The organism is Micromonospora sp. NPDC049139, assembly GCF_055586845.1.
In genome coordinates this window covers 419,133-441,391 of record NZ_JBVJHK010000005.1, presented here as the reverse complement: position 1 = coordinate 441,391, position 22,259 = coordinate 419,133, and the positions used below count along the sequence as shown (strand labels likewise).

General features: G+C 73.8%; 20 protein-coding genes. 3 read left to right on the top strand and 17 right to left on the bottom strand.

Annotated features, from left to right (window positions below):
- Positions 1-392 precede the first annotated feature (392 nt).
- The gene (locus tag ACZ6Q9_RS13275; RefSeq protein WP_393257887.1) at positions 393-1,529 is read left to right on the top strand and encodes an AI-2E family transporter; all 1,137 of its coding nucleotides are present in this window, start codon (positions 393-395) and stop codon (positions 1,527-1,529) included.
- 181 nt (positions 1,530-1,710) lie between these two features.
- Here ACZ6Q9_RS13275 and ACZ6Q9_RS13270 read toward each other — a convergent pair whose 3' ends face one another.
- Positions 1,711-2,376 carry a dienelactone hydrolase family protein gene (locus ACZ6Q9_RS13270; RefSeq protein WP_393257884.1) on the bottom strand — a complete coding sequence of 222 codons (666 nt, stop codon included), beginning with the start codon at positions 2,374-2,376 and terminating at the stop codon, positions 1,711-1,713.
- Between the two features lie 213 nt (positions 2,377-2,589).
- Here ACZ6Q9_RS13270 and ACZ6Q9_RS13265 point away from each other — a divergent pair, with 213 nt between their 5' ends.
- Positions 2,590-2,766 carry a hypothetical protein gene (locus ACZ6Q9_RS13265; protein WP_393257881.1) on the top strand — a complete coding sequence of 59 codons (177 nt, stop codon included), beginning with the start codon at positions 2,590-2,592 and terminating at the stop codon, positions 2,764-2,766.
- Positions 2,767-2,805: 39 nt separating this feature from the next.
- Here ACZ6Q9_RS13265 and ACZ6Q9_RS13260 read toward each other — a convergent pair whose 3' ends face one another.
- The 9 genes from ACZ6Q9_RS13260 to ACZ6Q9_RS13220 all read right to left on the bottom strand — a co-directional run bounded on the left by ACZ6Q9_RS13260 (position 2,806) and on the right by ACZ6Q9_RS13220 (position 15,197).
- A complete protein-coding gene (locus tag ACZ6Q9_RS13260) occupies positions 2,806-5,178 on the bottom strand; it encodes a glycoside hydrolase family 65 protein (protein ID WP_393453260.1) in 2,373 nt (790 codons plus the stop codon).
- Positions 5,175-5,927 carry an HAD-IA family hydrolase gene (locus tag ACZ6Q9_RS13255; RefSeq protein WP_393453263.1) on the bottom strand — a complete coding sequence of 251 codons (753 nt, stop codon included), beginning with the start codon at positions 5,925-5,927 and terminating at the stop codon, positions 5,175-5,177. Before ACZ6Q9_RS13255 ends, ACZ6Q9_RS13260 begins: the two co-directional genes overlap by 4 nt.
- A gap of 64 nt (positions 5,928-5,991) precedes the next feature.
- On the bottom strand, positions 5,992-6,456 hold the full coding sequence (locus ACZ6Q9_RS13250) for a DUF4442 domain-containing protein (RefSeq protein WP_393453266.1): 465 nt from the start codon (positions 6,454-6,456) through the stop codon (positions 5,992-5,994).
- A 46-nt stretch (positions 6,457-6,502) separates the two neighbouring features.
- Positions 6,503-7,798 (bottom strand): ABC transporter ATP-binding protein, encoded by a 1,296-nt coding sequence (locus ACZ6Q9_RS13245; RefSeq protein WP_393453269.1) that lies wholly within the window; start codon positions 7,796-7,798, stop codon positions 6,503-6,505.
- Between the two features lie 159 nt (positions 7,799-7,957).
- Positions 7,958-10,165: a bifunctional glycosyltransferase/CDP-glycerol:glycerophosphate glycerophosphotransferase gene (locus tag ACZ6Q9_RS13240; RefSeq protein WP_396828444.1), complete on the bottom strand. Its 2,208-nt coding sequence runs from the start codon at positions 10,163-10,165 to the stop codon at positions 7,958-7,960.
- Between the two features lie 16 nt (positions 10,166-10,181).
- Positions 10,182-12,194 carry a DUF5941 domain-containing protein gene (locus ACZ6Q9_RS13235; protein WP_393453275.1) on the bottom strand — a complete coding sequence of 671 codons (2,013 nt, stop codon included), beginning with the start codon at positions 12,192-12,194 and terminating at the stop codon, positions 10,182-10,184.
- Positions 12,191-12,937 (bottom strand): ABC transporter ATP-binding protein, encoded by a 747-nt coding sequence (locus ACZ6Q9_RS13230; RefSeq protein ID WP_393257866.1) that lies wholly within the window; start codon positions 12,935-12,937, stop codon positions 12,191-12,193. The genes ACZ6Q9_RS13235 and ACZ6Q9_RS13230 overlap by 4 nt, the downstream gene beginning before the upstream one ends.
- 2 nt (positions 12,938-12,939) lie before the next feature.
- Positions 12,940-13,767, bottom strand: a complete 828-nt coding sequence (locus ACZ6Q9_RS13225) for an ABC transporter permease (protein WP_393453278.1) — start codon at positions 13,765-13,767, stop codon at positions 12,940-12,942.
- 59 nt (positions 13,768-13,826) lie between these two features.
- The gene (locus tag ACZ6Q9_RS13220; protein WP_393257861.1) at positions 13,827-15,197 is read right to left on the bottom strand and encodes an L-serine ammonia-lyase; all 1,371 of its coding nucleotides are present in this window, start codon (positions 15,195-15,197) and stop codon (positions 13,827-13,829) included.
- A 383-nt stretch (positions 15,198-15,580) separates the two neighbouring features.
- Between ACZ6Q9_RS13220 and ACZ6Q9_RS13215 the strand changes: the two genes are divergently transcribed.
- Positions 15,581-15,787: a PspC domain-containing protein gene (locus ACZ6Q9_RS13215; RefSeq protein ID WP_393257858.1), complete on the top strand. Its 207-nt coding sequence runs from the start codon at positions 15,581-15,583 to the stop codon at positions 15,785-15,787.
- A 55-nt stretch (positions 15,788-15,842) separates the two neighbouring features.
- Here the strand turns inward: ACZ6Q9_RS13215 and ACZ6Q9_RS13210 are convergent, their stop codons facing one another.
- From ACZ6Q9_RS13210 to pdxH, 7 genes are all read right to left on the bottom strand, one after another.
- Entirely contained in the window at positions 15,843-16,607 is a 765-nt protein-coding gene (locus tag ACZ6Q9_RS13210) for a DUF4230 domain-containing protein (protein ID WP_396828448.1), read from the bottom strand.
- 144 nt (positions 16,608-16,751) lie between these two features.
- A complete protein-coding gene (locus tag ACZ6Q9_RS13205) occupies positions 16,752-17,912 on the bottom strand; it encodes an acyl-CoA dehydrogenase family protein (RefSeq protein ID WP_393453290.1) in 1,161 nt (386 codons plus the stop codon).
- A gap of 82 nt (positions 17,913-17,994) precedes the next feature.
- Positions 17,995-18,300, bottom strand: coding sequence for a type II toxin-antitoxin system VapB family antitoxin (locus ACZ6Q9_RS13200; RefSeq protein ID WP_007454850.1), 306 nt, complete (start codon positions 18,298-18,300; stop codon positions 17,995-17,997).
- A 190-nt stretch (positions 18,301-18,490) separates the two neighbouring features.
- Positions 18,491-19,093: a nitroreductase family protein gene (locus tag ACZ6Q9_RS13195; RefSeq protein ID WP_396828450.1), complete on the bottom strand. Its 603-nt coding sequence runs from the start codon at positions 19,091-19,093 to the stop codon at positions 18,491-18,493.
- A 12-nt stretch (positions 19,094-19,105) separates the two neighbouring features.
- The gene (locus tag ACZ6Q9_RS13190) at positions 19,106-20,035 is read right to left on the bottom strand and encodes an aldose 1-epimerase family protein (RefSeq protein WP_393257844.1); all 930 of its coding nucleotides are present in this window, start codon (positions 20,033-20,035) and stop codon (positions 19,106-19,108) included.
- 53 nt (positions 20,036-20,088) lie between these two features.
- On the bottom strand, positions 20,089-21,390 hold the full coding sequence (locus ACZ6Q9_RS13185; protein ID WP_396828452.1) for an MFS transporter: 1,302 nt from the start codon (positions 21,388-21,390) through the stop codon (positions 20,089-20,091).
- Complete coding sequence (pdxH, locus tag ACZ6Q9_RS13180; protein WP_393259180.1) at positions 21,387-22,016, bottom strand: pyridoxamine 5'-phosphate oxidase; 630 nt, start codon at positions 22,014-22,016, stop codon at positions 21,387-21,389. The genes ACZ6Q9_RS13185 and pdxH overlap by 4 nt, the downstream gene beginning before the upstream one ends.
- Positions 22,017-22,259 lie beyond the last annotated feature (243 nt).

Sequence of the window (22,259 nt, the reverse complement as noted above, 5' to 3'; positions counted from 1 at the left end):
TGATCATCTTCCCTCGACAAGAAGAATGATCAACCAAGGGCTGTCCCCATGATCAGTCGGGGTCACCGACCAACCCTCGCAGGTTAAAGATCAAGCTTGGCCTTGTCCATGAAGTCGCTCATCGGGTCCTCCTCGGGTCGGGATTCGATCTCTGCCTTCCCTGGGGCCCCGGGGACAAACGCGACCGGGCAGGCCCTCGCCGACCCGACGGGCCACCGTGGAGCGCCACAGAAGGCCGTTGAGCGGACAGGCCGGCGGGAACGCCACGGGACGGCGCTCGGCCGCCGACTCGCCCTCGCGGCGCCGGGCGCGGCATTCAGGTTGAAAGGGGGCACGGGTGTCGGGACGACGCTCGCCGGGTACCGACTCGCGGGAGATCGAGGAGGACCGACGTGGTCGCAGACGGTGCCGGGCGGACGCCCGAGGGGACGACGGACCGGGCCGCGGGGCCCCGACAGGCCTGGGCGGCGCTGCCCTGGCCGGTCCGCTCGGCCGTGGTGTGGAGCGCCTGCCTGGTGGTGGTCGTCGCCGGGCTGTACCTGCTGGGAAAGATCGCGGTGCTGCTCGCGCCGCTGGCCATCGCACTGGCGGCCACCGTCTTCCTCACCGCGCTGCTCGACCCGGTGCAGCTCACGCTGCGCCGCCTCCGGCTGCCCGCGTCGCTGGCCGCCCTGCTCACCGTGCTGCTGCTGCTCGGCGTGCTGTTCGGGGTCGGCGCGCTGGTGTGGAACCTGACCGCCAGCCAATTCAGCGAGCTGAGCCAGGAGCTGAGCCAGGGCCTGCAACGGAGCCGGGAGTTCGTGACCTCCACTCTGCCGGTCAGTGACCAGCAGCTCGACCGGCTGCTCGACCAGGCCCGGCAGGGCCTCGGGCAGGGCTCGGTCGACCCGGTTTCGGGGGCTCGGACGGCCGCCGAGGTGCTCGGCTCGGCGCTGCTCGCGCTCGTGCTGCTGTTCTTCCTGCTCAAGGACGGCCGGTCGATGTGGCACTGGGTGCTGGCCCGGATGACCGGCCCGAACCGGTCGGTGACCGCCGAGGCGGGCCGGGTGGGCTGGCGGACGCTGGGCGCGTACAGCCGGGGCACGATGATGATCGCCGCGATCGACGCGATCGGTATCGGCCTGGCCCTGGTGCTGCTCCGGGTGCCGCTGGCCTTTCCGCTGGCGCTGATCACGTTCTTCGGCGGCTTCATCCCGATCATCGGCGCCACCGTGGCCGGCGCGGTCGCGGTGCTCGTCGCGCTCGCGGCGAAGGGGCCGGTCACCGCGCTGCTGGCCCTGGCCGCCGTGATCGCCGTGCAGCAGATCGAGGGCAACCTGCTGGAGCCGCTCATCATGAAGCGCCAGGTGCGGCTGCACCCGGCGGTGATCCTGGTGGCGGTCACCGCCGGCACCCTGATCGCCGGCATCGCCGGCGCCTTCGTCTCGGTGCCGATCACCGCCGTCGTCTGGCGCGTCATCGACACCGTCCAGCAGCACCGCGAGCGCCCCACCCCGGACGCCAGGGCCACGCCCCCCGCCCCCGCCTGAGCCGGGCCTGCCACGCCGCCGGCCCCGCACGAGCGGGCCTGCCACGCCGCCGGCCACGCACGAGCAGGCCTGCCACGCCGCCGGCCCCCGCCTGAGCGGGGCCTGGCAGGAGGGCGGTGCCCGCCGGCCGGGCCGTCCACGGCCGGCGCCCGCATGAACCGGCCGTCCACCGGGCCGGTGCTCAGGCCGGGCGGGGCACGGCGAGGTGGGCGGTGAACCAGTCGGCGGCGCAGTGGGCGACCTGCTCCAGCTTGCCGGGCTCCTCGAAGAGGTGCGTGGCGCCGGGGATCACCGTCAGCTCGGCGCTCTCCGGCAGCGCCTCCTGCGCCTGCTCGTTGAGGGCGATCACCTGCTCGTCCAGGCCGCCCACCAGCAGCAGCGTGGGCGCGCGCACCTGCCCGAGGGCCGGGCCGGCCAGGTCGGGCCGGCCGCCCCGCGAGACGACCGCGCCGACGAGGTCCGGTCTGGCGGCCGCCGCCACCAGCGCGGCGGCCGCCCCGGTGCTGGCCCCGAAGAGGCCGATCGGCACCCGGCCGAAGGGCCGCTCCGCCGCCAGCCAGTCCACGACCGCCGCGAGCCGGCCGGCGAGCAGTGGGATGTCGAAGCGCAGCTCGGCGGTCCGGGCGTCCACCCGGTCCTCGGCCGGGGTCAGCAGGTCGACCTGCACGGTGCCGAAGGCGTCGCGGTTGAGCACGTGCGCCACAGCGGTGTTGCGCGGGCTGTGCCGGGAACTGCCGCTGCCGTGGGCGAAGAGCACCACGCCGGCCGGCTCGGCCGGGACCAGCAGGTCGGCCGGGAGTTCCGCGTCCCCCGCCGGGATCGTCACCTCGCTGCTGCGCACGTCCATCTCCGCCTCCGTCCCGTACGTCGTCGACCAGGACCGGTCGTCCGACTCACCGGACCACGGCCCCTCCTCCCCGGCGGCTCGCATACCCGCCCGCACGGCCGGCAAGCGGGCCGGCCGCCCCGGTGTTTGCCACCGGGGGCGTCGGGTAGGCGGCAGGTGACCGCAGACCGTACCGGCGCAGGACCGCGCCCCCGACGGATCGCGAGGATCGCCATGGCGCAGCAGCGAGAGTCCCGCCAGCAGACCGCCGACCGGGAACGGCGCGAACAGGACGCCGAACGCGGCCGGGACTGGGCGGACGACGCGGCCCAGGCACGCACGGCCGACGACCCGCGGGCGATGACGCCCCGCGACGCGGCCGGCCGCCCCTCACAGGGCAGGCCGATCTGACCGACGCCGCCGGCCCGCCGAGCGCGGGCCGGCGGCGGGTCACGGCTCGTTCTCGGGCAGGCGGAGCAGCGGGGCCCGGCCCGGCGCCTGCTCCGGAGCCGGTCCGGAGACCTCCAGCGGCGGGATCGGCACGGTGACGGGCTCGTCGCAGGTGACCCGGACCGTCTCGCCGTGGTGCCGCAGCTCCAGCAGGTCCTCCGGGTCACCGTGGCGCAACGCGTACGTGGTCTCGTGCGGCCGGACGTCCACCCGCAGCCGCATCCCGCGCCACTGGAGCGAGAACTCCAGCCGCCCGAGCCGGCTGGACAGGCGCGGCGCGAACGACAGCGTGCCGTCGTGGTCGCGGAGCCCGCCGAACCCGGCCACCAACGCGATCCACGCCCCCGCGAGCGACGCCATGTGCACGCCGTCGCGGGTGTTCTCGTTGAGGTCGTGCAGGTCCATCAGCGCGGCCTCGCGCAGGTAGAGGTGCGCCAGCTCCGGGTGGCCCACCTCGGCCGCCAGCACCGCCTGGGTGCACGCCGACAGCGACGAGTCCCGCACCGTCCGGCGCTCGTAGTAGAGGAAGTTGCGCAGTTTTTCCTCCGGGGTGAACGCGTCGCCCCGCCAGTGCATGGCGAGGACCAGGTCCGCCTGCTTGACCACCTGCTTGCGGTAGAGGTCGAAGTACGGGTAGTGCAGCAGCAGCGGGTACTTCTCCGGCGGCGTGTGCGCGAAGTCCCACTCCTGGAGCCGGGTGAAGCCCTCCACCTGCTCGTGGACGTCGACCTCCTCGTCGTACGGGATGTGCATGGAGGCCGCCGCGTCCCGCCAGGCGGCCGCCTCCTCGTCGGTCACACCGAGGTGGAACGCCTCGTCCCGGTAGCGCATCACCGCGTCGGCGGCGGTGATCAGGTTCCGCTGCGCCATCAGGTTGGTGTAGATGTTGTCGTTCTTCACCGCCGTGTACTCGTCGGGGCCGGTCACCCCGTCGATGTGGAACTGGCCGTGCCGGTCGTGGTGGCCCAGCGACCGCCACAGCCGGGCGGTCTCCACCAGCAGCTCCAGCCCGATCTCGCGCTCCAGCTCCGTGTCCTCGGTGACCTGCACGTAGCGCCGCAGCGCGTCGGCGACGTCGGCCGCGATGTGGAAGGCAGCGGTGCCCGCCGGCCAGTACGCCGACGACTCCGGTCCCTCGATGGTGCGCCAGGGGAACGCCGCGCCCTCCAGGTTGAGCATCCGGGCCCGCTCGTGCGCGGCGGCCAGCGTGCGGTGCCGCCAGTGCAGCGCGTCCCGCACGGCGGCCGGGTGGGTGTAGGTGAGCACCGGCAGGACGAACATCTCGGTGTCCCAGAACGCGTGCCCGTCGTACCCGGGGCCGGTCAGGCCCTTCGCGGCGATCGGCCGCTGCTCCGCCCGGGTGCCCGCCTGGAGGACGTGGAACAGGCCGAACCGGACGGCCTGCTGGACCTCCGGGTCGCCCTCCACCACCACGTCGGCGGCGTCCCAGAACTCGTCGAGGTATTCCCGCTGCTCCCGGTGGAGCCCGTCCCAGCCGTCCAGCCGCGCCCCGGCCAGGGCCGCGCCGACCTGGTCCCGCAGGGCCGGCAGCGAGCGGCGGCTCGACCAGCCGTAGGTGAGGTACTTGACCACCCGCAGCGTCTCGCCCGGCTTGAGCACGCACCCGATCGTGGTACGCACCCAGTCCTCGTACCCCTCGGACTCGATGGTCTTGCGCGCCGGGGCGTACACCTCGTGCTCCATCGCGGCGGCGACCCGCAGCCCGGAGAGCTTGGTCCGGTGGATCAGCAGCCCGCCGTCGTCGGTGGTGAGTTCCTCCTCGGCCTGCAACGGCGACTCCAGCACGGCCGCGACCCGGGGGTCCCGGCTCTGCGCGGGCAGCGTCTCGTTCGCGACGAGTTCCGACTGGATGATCAGCCGCAGCGGGCCGTCGACCGCCTCCACCTCGTAGTTGATCGCCGCGACGGAGCGCTGGGTGAAGGAGACCAGCCGGGTGCTGCGGACCTTGACCTCGCGGCCGGCCGGCGACCGCCAGTGCAACTCGCGGTGCAGGGTGCCGGCGCGCAGGTCGAGGATCCGCTCGTGGGAGAGGAGTTCGCCGTACCGGACGTCGAGCGGCTCGTCGTCGACCAGCAGCCGGATCAGCTTGCCGTTGGTGACGTTGACGATGGTCTGGCCGGATTCCGGGAACCCGAACCCGGCCTCCGCGTACGGCAGCGGGCGCAGCTCGTAGAAGGAGTTGAGGTACGTGCCGGGCAGGCCGTGCGGCTCGCCCTCGTCCAGGTTGCCGCGCAGCCCGACGTGCCCGTTGGAGAGCGCGAACACCGACTCGGACTGGGCCAGGACGTCCATGTCCAGCCGGATCTCCCGGATGTGCCACGGCTCGACGGGATAGGCCCGTTCCCTGATCACGCGGGCCGCCCGGTGTCGAGCAGGTCGGCGAGGTCGGTGACCACCACGTCGGCGCCGTGGGCACGCAGCTCGGCCGCCTGGCCGACCCGGTCGACCCCGACCACGTAGCCGAACCCGCCGGCCCGGCCGGCGGCCACCCCGGCCAGCGCGTCCTCGAAGACGGCGGCGTGGGCCGGGTCGACCCCGAGCAGCCCGGCCCCGGCCAGGAAGGTGTCGGGGTGCGGCTTGCCGCGCAGCCCCTCGGCGCGGGCGACCAGCCCGTCGACCCGCGCCTCCAGCAGCGGTTCCAGGCCGGCGGCGGCGACCACCTGCCGGCCGTTCGCGCTGGCCGTGACGACCGCGCGGCGCAGGCCGGCGGCGGCCGCGGCCTTCAGGTAGGCGACCGAGCCGGGATAGACGTCCACACCGCGGGTGCGCAGCCGCTCCAGCAGCAGCACGTTCTTCCGGTTGCCGACCCCGTTGACCGTGTCGGCGTCCGGGGGGTCGTCGGGCGCGCCCTCGGGCAGCACGATCCCCCGCGAGGCGAGGAAGGTGCGCACCCCGTCGGCGCGGGGCCGGCCGTCGACGTACCGGTTGTAGTCCGGCCCTGGGTCGAAGGGACGGAACGGCTCGCCGGTGGCGGCGGCACGCTGGCGCAGGAAGCCGTCGAACGTCTCGGTCCACGCGGCGTTGTGCACCCGGGCGGTCTGCGTCAGCACCCCGTCCAGATCGAAGAGACAGGCGGTCACGTGAGCAGGCAGGCCCAGCACGGTACGAATCTATCCAGACGTCCGCGCCGGCAAACCGGTTTCGGCCCGGTTGCCCGGGGACGGCTCAGTGCGGGCGCAGCGTCCAGACGACCGTCATCGCGCCGGTGGCCTTCCCCTCCTCGGTGGCGATCTCCACCTGCACCGGGAACTCCGGCCGCTGGCCGGCCTCCAGCTCGGCGACCACCTCGGCGGGGGGCCGACCGAGTCGCGCCGTCGCCAGCACCGGGCCCATGGCGAGCTTCCGGTACGCGATCTCGGCCCGCACCGCCAGCGGCGTGGCCCGGTCGAGCAGCTGCGCGAACGCGGCCAGCACGACCGCGCCGGAGGCGGTCTCGCCGAGGGTGAACATGGCCCCGGCGTGCGGCCCGCCGACGTGGTTGTGGGTGGCCGGCGAGTCGGGCAGGCGGACGACCGCCCGCACCCCGCCCTCCGCCTCGGGGGCCACCTCGACGAATTCGATGCCGAGCGTACGCGCGAACGGCACGGCCTCCAGCATGCCGGCCGCCACCTGGCGCGAGTCGATGGTCATGCCCCGACGCTACTAGCCGGTAACTTCGCCGGCAAGGGTCACCCGGTCAGCGCCAGCCGACGTCGATGCGGTCACCCCGCTCGTCGAAGAAGTGCAGCGCGTCCATGCGCACGGAGACGGCCAGGGGGTGACCGGCGGAGACCGCGGGGTATGGCGCGAGCCGGACCGCCAGCTCGGCCGGGCGGCGGTGGTGCCGGCCCGGGTCGTTCAGCACGCTGGTCCGGGCGCCGGGGGTCGGGGCGCGCTCGTCCTCCGCCGCGCGCCCGGTCAGCCGCTGCATCACCTGGCCGAAGCGGCGCAGACCGCGCTGGTCGACCGGGGCGTCGACGGGGGTGCCCATCTCGTCCACCACGATCGCGGTGGCCCCGATGTCGACGAACGCGAGCGACTCGTGACCGTGGTGCTCCAGGTAGCGGATCCGGCCGTGGAGCACGTCGCCCGGCGTGTCCGGGGCCACCGGGGTGAGCGCCTCCGCCCGCATCCCGACCACGATCCGCTCGCCGTGGTAGTGCGCGACCGCCCGGCTGCGGATGTCGTCCCAGGGCAGGTGCAGCGCCTGCTCGCCGAGGGTGAGGGTGACGTAGCGGTCCAGGTGGACGTAGACCGACGCCTCCAGCAGGTTCATCCGCGGGCTGCCGAGGAACGCGGCCACGTAGAGCGTGGCGGGGCGGCCGTAGACCTGGGTCGGCGTCCCCACGTCCTGGAGCACGCCCCTGCGCATGATGGCGACCCGGTCGGCCATGGTCAGCGCCTCGGCCTGGTCGTGGGTGACGTAGATGGTGGTGACGCCCAGCTCGCGGGTGAGCCCGGAGATCTCGGCGCGCAGCTCGGCCCGGAGCCCGCTGTCGAGGTTGGACAGCGGCTCGTCCATCAGGAACAGGCCGGGGCGGCGGACGATCGCCCGACCCATCGCGACCCGCTGGCGCTGCCCACCGGAGAGCTGGTTGGGCCTGCGGCCGAGCACGTCGCCGATGCCGAGCGCGCTGGCCACGTCGGTGACCCGCTCGCCGCACGGCTCCGGATCCATGCCGGCCAGCCGGAGCGGGAAGGCGATGTTGTCCCCGACCGTCATGTGTGGGTAGAGCGCGAAGTCCTGGAAGACCATGGCGATCTTCCGCTCCCGCGGCAGGAGGTCGTTGGCCAGCTCGCCGTCGAGCAGCACCGCGCCCGACGTCGGGTCCTCCAGCCCGGCGACCATCCGCAACACCGTGGACTTCCCGCAGCCCGACGGGCCGAGCAGCACCATGAACTCGCCGTCGTTGACGTCCAGGTTGACGCTGTCGACGGCGAGGGTGCCGTCCCTGAACACCTTCGTGACATCCTTGAGCGCGACGGTGGTCACCCGTCCCCTCCCCAGCTCGTCGACCGAACCCCGATTGACTGTGACGAGGATCATCCAATCCGGATATCGGGTAAACGTGCCATGTTCGACCCGTGACATTCCTGTTGCGCCCCACCGGGTGGGACGCGCCGGCGACCCCGGGGGCGCCGGCGATCGCGGTCAGCAGCAGCGGGGCTGCGGCTGCTCGCCGAGGAAGACCCGGCGGACCACCCGTTCGGCGGCGTGGCCGTCCTCGAGCGCGCAGAACCGGGCCCGGAACCGCTGCCGGACCCTCGTCGCCTCCGCCGAGTCGACCCCGCCGGCGCGGAACAGGTCGAGCAGGTCGGCGAAGCTGGTGGCCACCGCGCCGGGCGGCTCCGCGAGCAGGTCGAAGTAGACGCCGCGGGCCAGCCGGTACGCCTCCCAGTCCGGGGCGTAGACCACGATCGGCCGGTCCAGCACGGCGTAGTCGAACATCGCCGACGAGTAGTCCGTGACCAGCACGTCCGCCACGAGGTAGAGGTCCTCGACGCGCGGGTGGCCGCTGACATCGCGCACCCGGTCCCGGTCCACCGGGCGCCGGGCCGGCCGCTCCCGGTCGTGGAAGTAGTGGCTGCGCATCAGCAGCCGGCCGGCCGGGCCGAGCACGTCGAGCAGCCGCCCCGGGTCGAACGGCGGCCGGTAGCCGGGCAGGTGTTCCCGGTGCGTCGGGGCGTACAGGACGACCCGCTCGCCGAGGCCGAGGCCGAACTCCGCGCGCAGCCGGAGCACCTCCTCGGCGGTGGCGTTGACCAGCCGGTCGTTGCGCGGGTAGCCCACCTCCAGGGTGGTGTACGCCGCCGGATAGGCCCGCTCCCACATCTGGGTGGAGAAGCTGTTCGCGCTGATGCTGAAGTCCCACCGGTCCACCCGGCGCAGCAGCCCGGCGAAGTCCATCCCCACCGCGCCGATCGGGTACCGCTGCTGGTCGAGCCCCATCACCTTCACCGGCGTGCCGTGGTGGGTCTGCACGTGCACCGACCCGGGCCGCTTGCGGACGTAGTCCGGGAAGTTCACGTTGTTGACCAGCCAGCGCGCCCGCGCCAGCGCCCGGTAGTACGCGGGGGTGCCGGCCACCACGTACTCGACGCCCTCGGGCATGGTGTGCACCCGGTCCCGCCGAACGATCCACACCCCCCGGACCTGCGGCGCCAGCCGCCGCGCCGCCTCGTGGACCGCGGCCGGGTTGTCCGCGTAGCCGCGGTACCAGTAGGCCGCGTACACGGCCAGCGTCGGGTCGACGGGTCGGCGCAGCTCGGCCCGGTAGTACTCGCGCAGCAGCGTGTCCCGGGCCAGCCGGGCGGCCAGCCGGGCCCGGGGCGCGACCCGCCGCCTCGTCGTCCGGGCGGTACGCCGGGCGGTGTCCCGCGCCCGGTAGACGGTGCGCAGGGCGCTGAACGTGCGCCAGCGCCCGGCGGCCACCAGCCGGTGCTTGAGCCCCTCCGCGCCCCCCGGGGCCGGGTAGCCGCCGGGCGGCAGCCAGCGCGCGTAGTCGGCGGTGATCTGGGCGAAGAAGGCGGGCCGCAGCTCCGGCGCGATCCGCTGCCCGTTGCCGAGCACGGTCAGGTAGTGCCAGATCATCCGCTCGAAGACCGCCGGGCGCAGGTCGTCGACCGCCGGCCCCCAGGAGTCCATCAGCCGGAACACCCGGTGCCACTGGTGGAAGACCTCGAAGTGCCGGTCGCCCCGCGTCCTGGTGATCGCGCCGGACCGTCGCTGGCGGTAGTTGACGCAGACCCGGTCCAGCACGCCGATCCGCTCGGCGGCCATCAGCACCGGGTAGCTGAACGAGACGTCCTCGTACCAGCCGGGGGCGAAGCGCAGCCCCTCCTCGCGCAGGAACTGCCGGCGGACCAGCCGGTTCCAGGCGGTGTGCAGCACCCGCAGCGTCTCGGGCCGGTCCCGCAGCCGGAAGGTGCCCTCGCCGGGCGGCTCGGGGAACACCTCCGCCATGGCGCTGCGGGTCACGGCGTTGCTCCAGTGCGTCCGGACGTGGTCGACCAGGAGCACGTCGGGGCGGGTGGCGCGGAGGCGCTCGGCCACCTCCACCAGGCACTCCGGGGCGAGCCAGTCGTCGCCGTCGACGAACCAGACGTACTCGCCGACGGCCCGGTCCAGCCCGGCGTTGCGGGCCGGACCGAGCCCGACGTTCTTCGTCAGCCGGACGGCGTGCATCCGCCGGTCGCGGGCGGCGTACTCGGCGAGGATCTCGCCGCTGTCGTCCGGCGAGCAGTCGTCGACGCCGATCACCTCGATGTCGGCGACGGGCTGGTCGAGGATGGAGTCCAGGCACTCGCGCAGGTAGCCCTGCACCCGGAAGGCCGGCACGACGAAACTGATCAGTGTCATCCGGCCGGCCCCTCCGTCAGCCCGGCGAGCGGCCTCCCGCACCGGCCAGGCCCACCGACGCCCGCGCGGCGCGGGCGGGCAGGACGACCCAGGCGAGGACGACACTCCCCACGAAAACCACGAGAAGGTACGTACCGAGTGTAGCCATCCCGATACCCGCAATTCCGACGATCGCCGCCAGGGCCAGCAGCACGGACCGCCCCTCCCAGCCGAGCGTGAGACCGTGCAGCGGCGGCGCGGACTGCCGCTTCTCCAGCCGGGCGGTCAGGTCGTAGTGGTGCAGGGTCAGCACGAAGACGTAGCCGAAGACCAGCCACGGCGGCACGTCGCCGACCACCCCGACCGCGATGGCGAAGAGATACTCTCCCGCCCGCAGCGCGGCCGGCACCAGCCAGTCCAGCGGCCCGTTGTGCGCCGCGCCCGCCCCCAGGCCGCCGACCAGGAGCACCAGCAGCGCGACCGGCACCGCCCAGCCCAGGCCCGGCGCCTTGGTGCCGTCCCGGGTGAGCAGGGCCGCCACCAGCAGCGCCGCCGGCCCCAGCGCCGCGACGACCGCCAGCGTCAGCGGGCCCATCGGGCGGACCACCGGCAGCCGGCGGGCCAGCGGGCCGTCGTCGCGGTGCAGGGTGGCGTCGACCGTGTCCAGCACCGGCACCCACATCCAGCGCGCGCGCAGGGTGCGCAGCGCCCCGGTGTACGCGAACGCCAGCACCCCCCACGCCAGCACCGTGTACAGGCTGACGAGCGGGCCGAACAGCGCCACGGTCAGCGCGATCAGCGCCCACCGCTCCCCGATCGGGAAGACCACCGTCCGCTTGAGCCAGTACGACACCGACCCCGTGTCGGCCTGTACCCGGTTCGACGCGGCGTTCAGCTTGTCGCCGATCCCGCCGCCGGAGGTGCCGACGGCCTTCGGTCGGCGCGCCGCCTCGTCGTGCAGCACGCCGTACCACGTGTCCGTCATGTGCCGGACGGTCTGCAGCGTCATCGCGGCGATCGCCAGCGCCCAGCCGTACCGGAACCCGGCCTGGGTGGCCCCGTAGCCGAGGCCGGCGTAGACCACGTACTCCTTCGCGCGGTCGGCCATCGTGTCCAGCCAGCCGCCCCAGGCGCTGAAGTGGCGCGTGTAGCGGGCGAGCTGGCCGTCCACGCAGTCGAGCACGAAGCCGAGGTAGAGCAGCACCGCCCCGGCGACCAGCGCCGGCCGGCCGCCGACGCCGAACAGCACGGCGGCGGCCACCGCGAAGGCCACCGAGATCATCGTGACGGCCGTCGGGCCGAGCCCGAGCCGGGCGGACGCCTTCGTGACGTACGGGGACCAGGTGCTGACGAAGAAGGTGGTGAAGAAGTCGTCCCGCTCCTTCACCGACAGCCGCAGCTCCGCCCGGTCCTCGTCGACGGCGGCCACGGCCGCCTCCGCGGCGGCCAGCCCCGCCGGGTCGCTCACCCGGTGCGCGACGAGCAGGCGTACGCGGTGGGCGAAGGTCAGCGCGCCGAGCCCGGTGAGGCCGGCGAAGAGCCGGTCCACGGCGGGCCCGGCCGGCGGCGGCGCGGCGGCCGGCGGCGTGCCGGCGGGCAGCACCCCGGCGGCGGCCGCGCGCGCGGCGGCGGCGAGCGACGGCAGGTCGGCGACGCCGACCCGCAGCGCGCCGCCGAAGATCCCGGTGGCGTCGCCGTTCAGCGTCTCCGGCGGCCCGGCCTCGACGACCTGGCCGCGCTCCTCGCGCACGGCGGTGCGCCCGTCGCCGGGCGGGTCGGTGAGCACCAGCGCCACCGTCGGCCCGACCGGGCTGGTCGCCAGGTGCCGCAGGACGGCGGTGTGCGCGACCAGGTCGGCGCCGGTGACCAGCACCGGGCCGGTGGCCGCGTCCACGAGGGCGGCCAGCTCGTCCAGGTCGACGGCGCGGCGCACCTCGTCCGCCCCGGCGGCGCGGAGCTGGGCGGCGAGCCGGTCGGCGAGGGGTTCGCCCGCGCGGGTGGGGAGGCTCGCGGCCGGGGCGTCGGCGGCGAGCACGATCGCGAGGGTCACCGCGGGACCGCGGCGTGGTACGCGTCGAGCGCCTCGGCGATCGTGCCGTCGACGCTCAGCCGGCCCCCGTCGAGGTAGAGCCCCCGACGGCAGAACCGGGTCAGGTCCTTTTCGTTGTGTGACACCAGCACCAGAGTGCGCCCCTCCCCGAGCAGACGGTCGATCGTCGCATAACACTTCTTGCGGAACTCCGCGTCCCCGACGGCGGTCACCTCGTCCATGAGCAGGATCGGGTGCGGCAGGTGCGAGATGATCGCGAAGCCGAGCCGAACCTTCATACCGGACGAGTAGTGCCGCACCGAGGTGTCGATGGCCCGCTCCACCTGCTCGCCGGCGAACGAGACGATGTCGTCGAAGTGCCGCCGCAGGTAGCCCGACGACAGCCCGTGCAGGCCGCCGACCAGGTAGAGGTTCTCCCGCCCGGTCAGGTCGTTGGAGAAGCCGGCGGAGAGCTCCAGCAGCGGCGCCACGTCCCCGCGCACCCGGATCCGCCCCTCGTCGGGGATCAGCACCCCGGCGATCAGCCGCAGCAGCGTGCTCTTGCCGGTGCCGTTGCGGCCGATCACGCCGACGGTCTCGCCGGCCGCCACCGAGAACGACACGTCCCGCAGCGGCCAGAACTGGCCGGCGGAGGCGCCGCGCGTGCCCCGGTGGATGAACAGCTCCCGCAGCCGGAGCTGCCGCCGCCGGTTGCGGACGAACCGGATGCCGAGCCCCTCCGCCTCGATGATCGGGTCGGCCATCGTCACAGTTCCTTGAGCACGGCGGGTTCGAGCCGGCGGAACGACCACCAGCCGGCGGCCAGCACCAGCAGGCTGACGCCGACGGTGGTGGCGAGCAGCCGGGCGTCCGGGAACTCGTCCGGGTACCAGACCGCGTGGTGCAGCTGGAAGATGCCGACCAGCGGGTTCAGCTCGTATGCGAACTTCAGCCAGCCCGGCAGGTCGGCGCCCCGCACGAGGCTCAGCGGGTAGATGATCGGCGTCGCGTAGAAGAGCACCCGGATGACCAGCCGCATGAACCGCTCGACGTCGCGCATCAGCACGTTGACCGCCGAGAGCAGCAGCGCCAGCCCGACCAGCAGGACGGCCTGCACCGCCACCGCCAGCGGCAGCGCGAGCAGCGACCAGCCCAGGTCGATCCCGCCGGACGCGGCGTACCCGACGGCGACGGCGACCAGGATCGGCAGGCCGGCGGCGTACTCGGCGAAGCGGCCGGTGACCCGGCCGATCGGGAAGACCTGCCGGGGCACGTTCATCGTCGTGATCAGCCGGGACTGGCCGGTCAGCGCATTGGTCGCCTCGCTCAGCGCCGAGCTGGTCCACATCCAGGCGAAGATCCCGGTGATCAGGAACAGCGGGTACGAGTCGGCCGCGTCACCGAGGTGGCGGGTGGTGTCCCGGGAGTAGAGGACGCCGAAGACGAACCAGTAGATCGCCCCCATGCCGAGGGGCTCGATCAGCGACCAGAGGTAGCCGAGCACGGACTGCTGGTACTTCACCGCAAGGTCGCGCCGGACGAGGATGCGCAGGGAGTTGCGGTGCGACCACAACGCCGCGACGCCAGAGGTCACCGCCGCCTCCCGCCTCACCGGACGGACGACAGGTTAGCAGTCGGTGAACGAACGCCCCCTCAGCACTCGATCACGTTGACGGCCAGGCCGCCGCGCGCCGTCTCCTTGTACTTCACCTTCATGTCCGCGCCGGTCTCGCGCATGGTCTTGATGACCTTGTCGAGCGATACGTGGTGCACCCCGTCGCCGCGCAGCGCCAGCCGGGCGGCCGTGATCGCCTTGATGCTAGCCACCGCGTTCCGCTCGATGCAGGGGATCTGCACCAGGCCACCGACCGGGTCGCAGGTCAGCCCGAGGTTGTGCTCCATGCCGATCTCGGCGGCGTTCTCCACCTGCTCCGGGGTGCCGCCGAGCGCCTCGGCCAGCCCGGCGGCGGCCATCGAGCAGGCCGAGCCCACCTCGCCCTGGCAGCCCACCTCCGCGCCGGAGATCGACGCGTTCTCCTTGAACAGCACGCCGATCGCGCCCGCCGCCAGCAGGAACCGGACCACCCCCTCGTCGGAGGCGCCCGGCACGAACCGGGTGTAGTAGTGCAGCACCGCCGGGATGATCCCGGCCGCCCCGTTGGTCGGCGCGGTGACGACCCGGCCGCCGGCCGCGTTCTCCTCGTTGACGGCGAGGGCGAAGAGGGTCACCCAGTCCATCGCCCGCAGCGGGTCGGTGGGGTCGGACTCCGTCGCCAGGCTGCGACGCAGCTCGGCGGCGCGGCGGCGGACCTTCAGCCCACCGGGCAGCACCCCGTCCCGCGAGCAGCCCCGCTCGACGCACTCCCGCATCACCCGCCAGATCTCCAGCAGGCCGGTGCGCACCTCGCCCTCGCTGCGCCAGGACAGCTCGTTGGCGAGCATCACCTCGCTGATCGACAGCCCCGTCGACGCGGTCACGTCGAGCAGTTGCGCGCCGGTGAGGAACGGGTGCCGCACGCGCGTCGCGTCCGGCTTGATCCGGTCCGCCCCGGCCGCCGCCTCGTCGACCACGAACCCGCCGCCGACCGAGTAGTACGTCCGCACGCGCAGCTCCGCGCCCCGGTCGTCGTACGCGACGAAGGTCATCCCGTTCGGGTGGTACGGCAGCGACCGGCGCCGGTGCAGCACCAGGTCCCGGTCCGGGTCGAAGCCGATCTCGTGCGCGTCGAGCAGGCTCAGCCGGCGCTCCGCCCTGATCCGGCTGATCCGCGCGTCGACGGTGTCGGTGTCGACCGTCTCCGGCGCCTCGCCGGCCAGCCCGAGCAGCACCGCGCGGTCGCTGCCGTGGCCGTGGCCGGTGGCGCCGAGCGAGCCGAAGAGTTCCGCCTGCACCCGGACGGTGCCGGTCAGCAGCCCGTCGGCCTTCAGCCCGGCGACGAACGTGCGGGCGGCCCGCATCGGCCCCACAGTGTGCGAGCTGGACGGCCCGATGCCGACGCTGAAGAGGTCGAAAACGCTGATCATGCTGCACTTCCTCGCCGTCGTACCCCTCGCGGGGTCCGGCCCGGTCGTGGCCGGCCCGGACCCGGGCGGCCGTCGGCACCCGGAGGTGCGGGTGCCCGACGGGCGAGCCTACCCGCCCAGCTCACCGGCTGCCCGGCGCGTCGCCCCGATCGTCGGCATCCGAAAAGCCGGCGCCGCGCGGGGACTGCCCCGAGGCCCCGTGGGTCGTCGATCCGGACGGGTGCCCGTGGCACCCGTCCGCGCGGCGCGTCGGGCGGACGGCTCCCGGGTAACCACCTACGGGGACGCGGGCGGCCGATCCTCCCCAGGGCCGAGGGCGTGGTGGGCGCACGTTCCTACCGTTGAGGCAGACGCGGCGAACGCCGCAGAGTGGGAGTACGACGATGAGTCGCAAACTGGTCCGCCCCCGTCAGGGACGCATGATCGCCGGTGTCTGCGCCGGTCTGGCCCAACGTTTCGGCAGGTCGGCGGGGTTCGTCCGGCTGTTGTTCCTGCTGTCGCTGCTGCTGCCCGGCACCCAGGTGATCTTCTACCTGGTGCTCTGGATCCTGATGCCGAACGAGGACCGCCACGCCGCCACCCGCTACTGACTGCTCTTGACGGCCGGCTCCATCCGACTGATGGAACTCTGGCGGTCACCGACGGTCACGGGGCGGTGTAGGTGACCGTGACCTTCGCGTAGCCGAGGGAGCGGAGCAGGCCCTCCAGCATCTTGCGGGTGTTCTCCTCGGCCCGCTGGCTGAGGCCGCTGTCCCGGGCGGCGGTGGTGATCCGCTCCTCGGCGAGCTGGTAGACCTGCTGCTGGCGGTTGGGATCGCCGTCCACCAGCTCGCCGATCCGGTTGAGCAGCCCGCGCTCCTCGGCGAAGACGTAGCTCTTCTCCAGGTCGAGGTTGGTCTTGCCGAGCTGCGGCGCCGGCAGCCTGATCTCCACCGACTTGCCGTCGGCCGACTCGACCACCGCGCCCTCGGAGATCTTGGCGAAGTCCACATACGCCTCGACGCTGCCCGCCCCCACGAAGAGGGTGCGCTGGTTGAGCAGCCAGTCGGGCACGTTGCGCCGGTCGTTCTGGAGGTCCACGACCACCTGGAAGTTGCCCTCGGCGGCGACGTAGCGGCTGAGGTCCTGGATCGACTTGAGCAGCGGCGGCTGACTGCGGTCGGTCTGCTCCTTGGCGAACGGGTTGCGGAAGTCCGGCAGGATGCCCGTGGCCTGCACGCCGAGCAGCACCACCACCGCCAGGGCCGCCGCGCCGAGCACCCAGAGCAGGCCGCGGGCCGGCCCGCCGGCCGGCGTCGGCGCGCCCGGCGCGGGCTCGGGTGCGACGTCCGTCCGGGCCTTGAGCTCGTCGCCGGTCGGGTAGCCCGGGAACTCCCTGGTGGGCTCGTTGCTGTCACCGTCGCGGGCCATGGCCCTCACCGTCCTCGTCAGACACGTCGTCTGTCATGACGGTAAGGCCCCGGTACGACAGGCGCTCGCCGAGCGGCGCGACCGGGTGCCCGCGCCTCGCGGGAGCCGGCGTGGACACCGGTCGGGCGGGGCGGAAACCGTAGGTCAGGCGAAGGCCGACAGCCCGGTCAGCCGCTGCCCGATGACCAGTTGGTGGATCTCCGACGTGCCCTCGTAGGTGAGCACGCTCTCCAGGTTGTTGGCGTGCCGCATGACCGGGTACTCCCCCGAGACGCCGTTCGCGCCGAGGATGGTGCGGCACTGCCGGGCGATGGCCAGCGCCTCCCGGACGTTGTTGAGCTTGCCCACGCTCACCTGGTCGGGGCGCAGCCGCCCGGCGTCGGCGAGCCGACCCAGGTGCAGCGCCAGCAGCGCGCCCTTGTTCAGCTCGACGGCCATGTCGGCGAGCTTGGCCTGGGTGAGCTGGAAGCCGGCCAGCGGCCGACCGAACTGGGTGCGCGTGGTGGCGTACTCCAGGGCGGTCTCCAGGCAGTCGCGGGCCGCGCCGAGGGCGCCCCAGACGATGCCGTGCCGGGCCTCGGTCAGGCAGCTCAGCGGCGCCTTGAGCCCGACCGCCTCGGGCAGCCGGGCGTCCGCCGGGAGCCGCACGTCGTCGAGCACGACCTCCCCGGTGACGGAGGCGCGCAGCGACATCTTGTGCCGGATCTCCCGCGCCGTCACCCCGGGCGTGTCCATCGGTACGGCGAAGCCGCGCACGCCGTCGTCGGTGCGCGCCCAGATCACCGCGACGTCGGCGACCGGCGCGTTGGTGATCCACATCTTGGCGCCGGTCAGCACCCAGTCGTCGCCGTCGCGGCGGGCCCGGGTGGTCATCGACGCCGGGTCGGAGCCGTGGTCGGGCTCGGTCAGGCCGAAGCAGCCGATCGCCTCGCCGGTCGCCATCGACGGCAGCCAGCGCTGCTTCTGCTCCTCGCTGCCGTAGCGCCAGATGGCGTACATGGCCAGTGAGCCCTGCACCGAGACCAGGGAGCGGACGCCGGAGTCACCGGCCTCCAGCTCCAGGCAGGCCAGCCCGTACGCGACGGCCGACGCGCCGGCGCAGCCGTAGCCCGTCAGGTGCATGCCGAGCAGGCCGAGCTTGCCGAACTCGACGGCCAGCTCCCGGGCGGGCACCCGGCCCTCCTCGTACCAGCCGGCGACGTGCGGGCGGACCCGGTCGTCGACGAGCTGGCGCACGACGGCGCGGATCTGCCGCTCCTCCTCGGTGAGCGAGGAGTCCAGGTCGAGCAGGTCGGTACGGCTCATGGCAGCCACCTTAACGAAGCCTCAGGGGCCGGACGTCGGACGAGGCGCGGGCATCACGCGGCGCGGGCGACGCGAGCCCTCGTCACTCGATCGGCTCGGAGAGGACGAGCACCCGGGCGTGGATCTGGTTGCGCTGCTGGAGCGCCGCCCGCAGCGCGCGGTGCAGCCCGTCCTCCAGGTAGAGCCCGCCGTTCCACTGCACCACGTGCGGGAAGAGGTCGCCGTAGAAGGTCGAGTCCTCGGCGAGGAGCTTGTCCAGCGCCAGCTCGCGCTTGGTGGTGATCAATTGGTCCAGGCGCAGGGGCCGCGGCGGGATCTCCGCCCACTGCTTGAGCGTCAGGTTGTGCTCCGGGTAGGGACGCCCGTCCCGGACCGCTCTGAAGATCACGACGGCACGCTCCCCTCCCCCTAGGCCCGGCCGACCCACGACGCGGGGCCGGGTCGCGGCGTGGCACCGCGACCCGCGGTGCTGATGACCGTGCCAGCGTAGCGGGCTGCGGCACCTCGCGTTCTGCTCCCTGATGTCAGTTTCACTACCCACCGTCCGGTTCTCAACCGGGCGAAACGCCCGGAGCCGGTCAGCTCCACCGCCCGCGCCGGATCACCTCGTCCACCGGGCGCCGTCCCCGGCGCAGCGACGGTGACCGGTGGTCCGGCGCCCGATAACCCACGGTGACCGCCCCGATCGGCTCGTACTCGTCCGGCACGCCGAACGCCTCCCGGTAGGCGTCGAGGCGCTGCGGCGGGATGCCGAAGAAGCAGGCCCCCAGCCCCTCGTCCACGGCGGTCAGCAGCATCAGCAGGGCGGCGAAGCCGGTGTCGACGTACCAGTAGGGCACCGGCCAGCGCTCCGCCGAGCGGTCCGCCCAACCCTTGTCCGGCTCCGCGTACCGCTCCAGGTAGGCCGAGCGGTTCGCGTGCGGCACGACGATCAGCGGGGCTCGACGCATGCCGGCCAGCCAGCGCTCCCGGCCGCCCCCGTCGGGGGTGGCCGCCGCCCAGAACCGGTCCCGGTCCGCCGGCTCCTCCAGCACCAGGAACCCCCACCCCTGGGCGAAGCCGGCCGACGGCGCGTGGACCGCGTGGTCGAGCAGCCGCTCCACCACGTCGGGCGGCACAGGACGGTCCGGGTCGTAGTTGCGGACCATCCGGCGCCGCCGGACCACCTCGCTGAACTCCATGCGCTCCCCCGCTCAGACCCCGGGCCGTACGCCCCAGACACCCCGCCACGTCGCGCCCGACTTCAGGGTGATCACGTCCCGGCCGGAGCGGAACGCGTCCGGCGGGCAGGTCATCGGCTCCACCGCGACGGAACGGCGGCACCGCTGCCCGGGAAGCGCGTCGCCGGTGAACACCTGCCACCAGCCGAACTCCCGGTCCGCCCAGATCCGCACGCCCGCCGAGCCGTCCGGGGCGGACAGGGTGACCGCCGAGCCGCCGTCGTCGTCGCGGATCACGTCGCCGAAGGTGACGTCCAGCCGGGCGCGGCCGATCCGTCGGGGGCTGGTCCAGTCGTACTCGGTGCCGGCGACCTCGCTGGCACCGATCGGCAGCAGCCGGGAGTCCACCTGCAACCGCCTCCGGGCCGGCAGCCGCATCGACAGGTCGTCCACCGCCACCCCGGGCACGCGCAGGTACGGGTGCACGGCGAAGCCGAACGGCGCGGGCTCGGCACCGAGGTTGGTCGCCTCGTGCTCCGCGCGCAGCCCGTCCGGGCCGACGCTCCACCGGGTGCGCAGCCGCAGCGGCCACGGGTAGCCGGGCTGCGGCGGCAGGTCGTAGCCGACGGTCACCGCGTCGGGCGACCGGTCCAGCAGCCGCCACGGCACCCAACTGACCAGCCCGTGGATGGCCACACCCCGGTCCGGCTCGCTGAGCGTGAGCTGCAACAACCGGTCGCCGAAGGTGTAGCGGCCGTCGCGGATCCGGTTCGGCCACGGGGCCAGCACCTGCCCGGCGCAACCGGGGCACATCTCGTCGGCGTCGTACCCGTCGAGGTGGTCGACCCCGTCGTGCCGGTATGTCCGCACCCCGCCGCCCACCTCCACGATGACGGCCTCGTGGCCGGCGCCGGAAATGGCCCACTGTGCGCCCGAAGGCGACCGCTGGTCGGGGATGTCCATGCGGGCGACCCTAGCGGTACGCGCCGTGCGGTCGCTCGCCCCGACCCGGCCGGTCAGCCCCGTTCAGAGCCGGAGGCGGACGCCGCCCGGTAGCGCAGCAACGCCGGGAACGCCACCGCGAGCAGCACCGCCAGCGCCGCCGAGATCAGCCCGCCGCTGACCCAGGCGACCCCGCCGCCGAACCCGGCCGCGACCGCCCCGGCCCGCAGGTCACCCAGGCGCGGACCGCCCGCGATGACCACCGTGTTGACGCCCATGAGCCGGCCGCGCATCCGGTCCGGCGCGTAGACCAGCAGCATCGACTGCCGCAGGACCGCGCTGACCAGGTCGGCCGCCCCGGCCACCGCGAGCAGCAGCACCATCAGCCAGAGCTGGCCGGCGAGCCCGGCCACCGCCACGGCCAGGCCCCAGGCGACCACGGCCGCCACCAGCGCCAGGCCCTGCCGGCGCAGCCGGCCGATCCAGCCGGAGCTGAGCCCGCCGAGCATCGCGCCGAGCGCGATCGCGCTGTAGAGCCAGCCGACGGCCGCCCCGCCGCCGAACCGCTCCTCGGCGATCTCGGGAAAGAGCGCACGGGGCATGGCCAGCACCATCGCGATCAGGTCGATGGCGAAGGAGAGCAGCAGCACCGGCGTGGTGGACAGGTAGCGCAGCCCGTCGACGATGCTGGCCAGCCCGGCCCGCCGGGGAGCGTCGCCCCCGTCCGGGTCCGGCTCGGGCGGCATCGCCGGCAGCCGGAAGGTGGCCCAGACGGCGACGGTGAACAGCACGGCGTCGAGCGCGTACGCGATCGGCAGGCCGACCTCGGTGTCCCAGCGGGCGAAGATCAGGCCCGCGGCCAGCGGCCCGAAGACCGCCGCCGCGGTGTAGGTGGTGAAGTTCAGCGTGCTCGCCGCCGGCACCAGGTCCAGCGGCACCAGCCGGGGCAGGATCGCGTTGCGGGTGGGCGAGCTGATCGCGAAGGCGATCGACTGCACCGCCACCAGCACCAGCAGCAGCAGCGGGCTGCCGACCCCGAGCAGCGCCTGCGCCAGCAGGCCGAGCGTCGACGCCCACAACACCGCCGAGGTGGCCAGCAGCACCATGCGCCGGTCGCGCGCGTCGGCCACCGCGCCGCCCCAGAGCCCGAAGACCAGCAGCGGTACGAACGCCGCGATGCCGATCAGCCCGACCCAGAGCGAGTCCTCGGTCAGCGCGTACATCTCCACCGGCACGGCCACCGCGGTGAACTGCATGCCGAACATCGCGATGCCGTTGCCGAGCCACATCCGCCGGTACGCCGGCTCGGCCAGCGGGCGCAGGTCGATCGCGAACCGGCGCAGCCCGCGCGGCCGGGGTTCCTGGAGCTGGGTCACGGAGCCAGCCGCTCGACGGTCCACTCCCCGTCCCCGGCACGCCGGAACCGCAGCCGGTCGTGCAGCCGGCTGGCCCGGCCCTGCCAGAACTCCACGGAATCCGGCCGCACCCGCAGCCCGCCCCAGTGCGGCGGCGCCGGGATCGGCTCGACCTCGGCGAACCGCTCCGCCGCCGCCCGGTACGCCACGTCCAGCGCCGCCCGGTCGGGGACCACGCGGGACTGCGGGCTGGCCCAGGCGCCGAGCTGGGAGCCGCGCGGCCGGCTGGCGAAGTATTCCTCGGTCTCCGCCCGGTCGACCCGCTCCACCCGACCGGCGACCACCACCTGCCGCTGCATCGGGAACCACGGGAACACCAGACTCGCGTACGGGTTGGCGGCCGCCTCGGCGCCCTTGCGGGAGCCGTAGTTGGTGAAGAAGACGAAGCCCTCCGGGTCGTACCCCTTGAGCAGCACCGTCCGCGCGCTCGGCCGGCCGGCGGCGTCGGCGGTGCCGACCACCATCGCGTTCGGTTCGGGCAGCCCGGCGGCGACCGCGTCGGCGAACCAGCGGTCGAACTGGGTGTGCCAGTCGGCGGCCAGGTCCGCCTCGGAAAGGCCCAGGTCCGCGGCGTACTCGTTACGCATCGCGGACGGGGGCACTGTGTCGCCCGTCACTTTCTCTCCCTCCCCGTCGACCCGGCCCACGCCCTCCGAGCAGGCCAGCCCGCACCGCCCAGTGTCGCCGACGAGTCCGGGCCGCCCCGGGCGGGGGATGTCGCGTGCAGCACAGTCGCAGCGGGTCGCGGATCCGGTACCCAGCAGGCAAGATGTCACGAACACATCCCTGATGAGGGTCGCCTGGGGCGCTCGGCCGACTGGCCGGTGAGG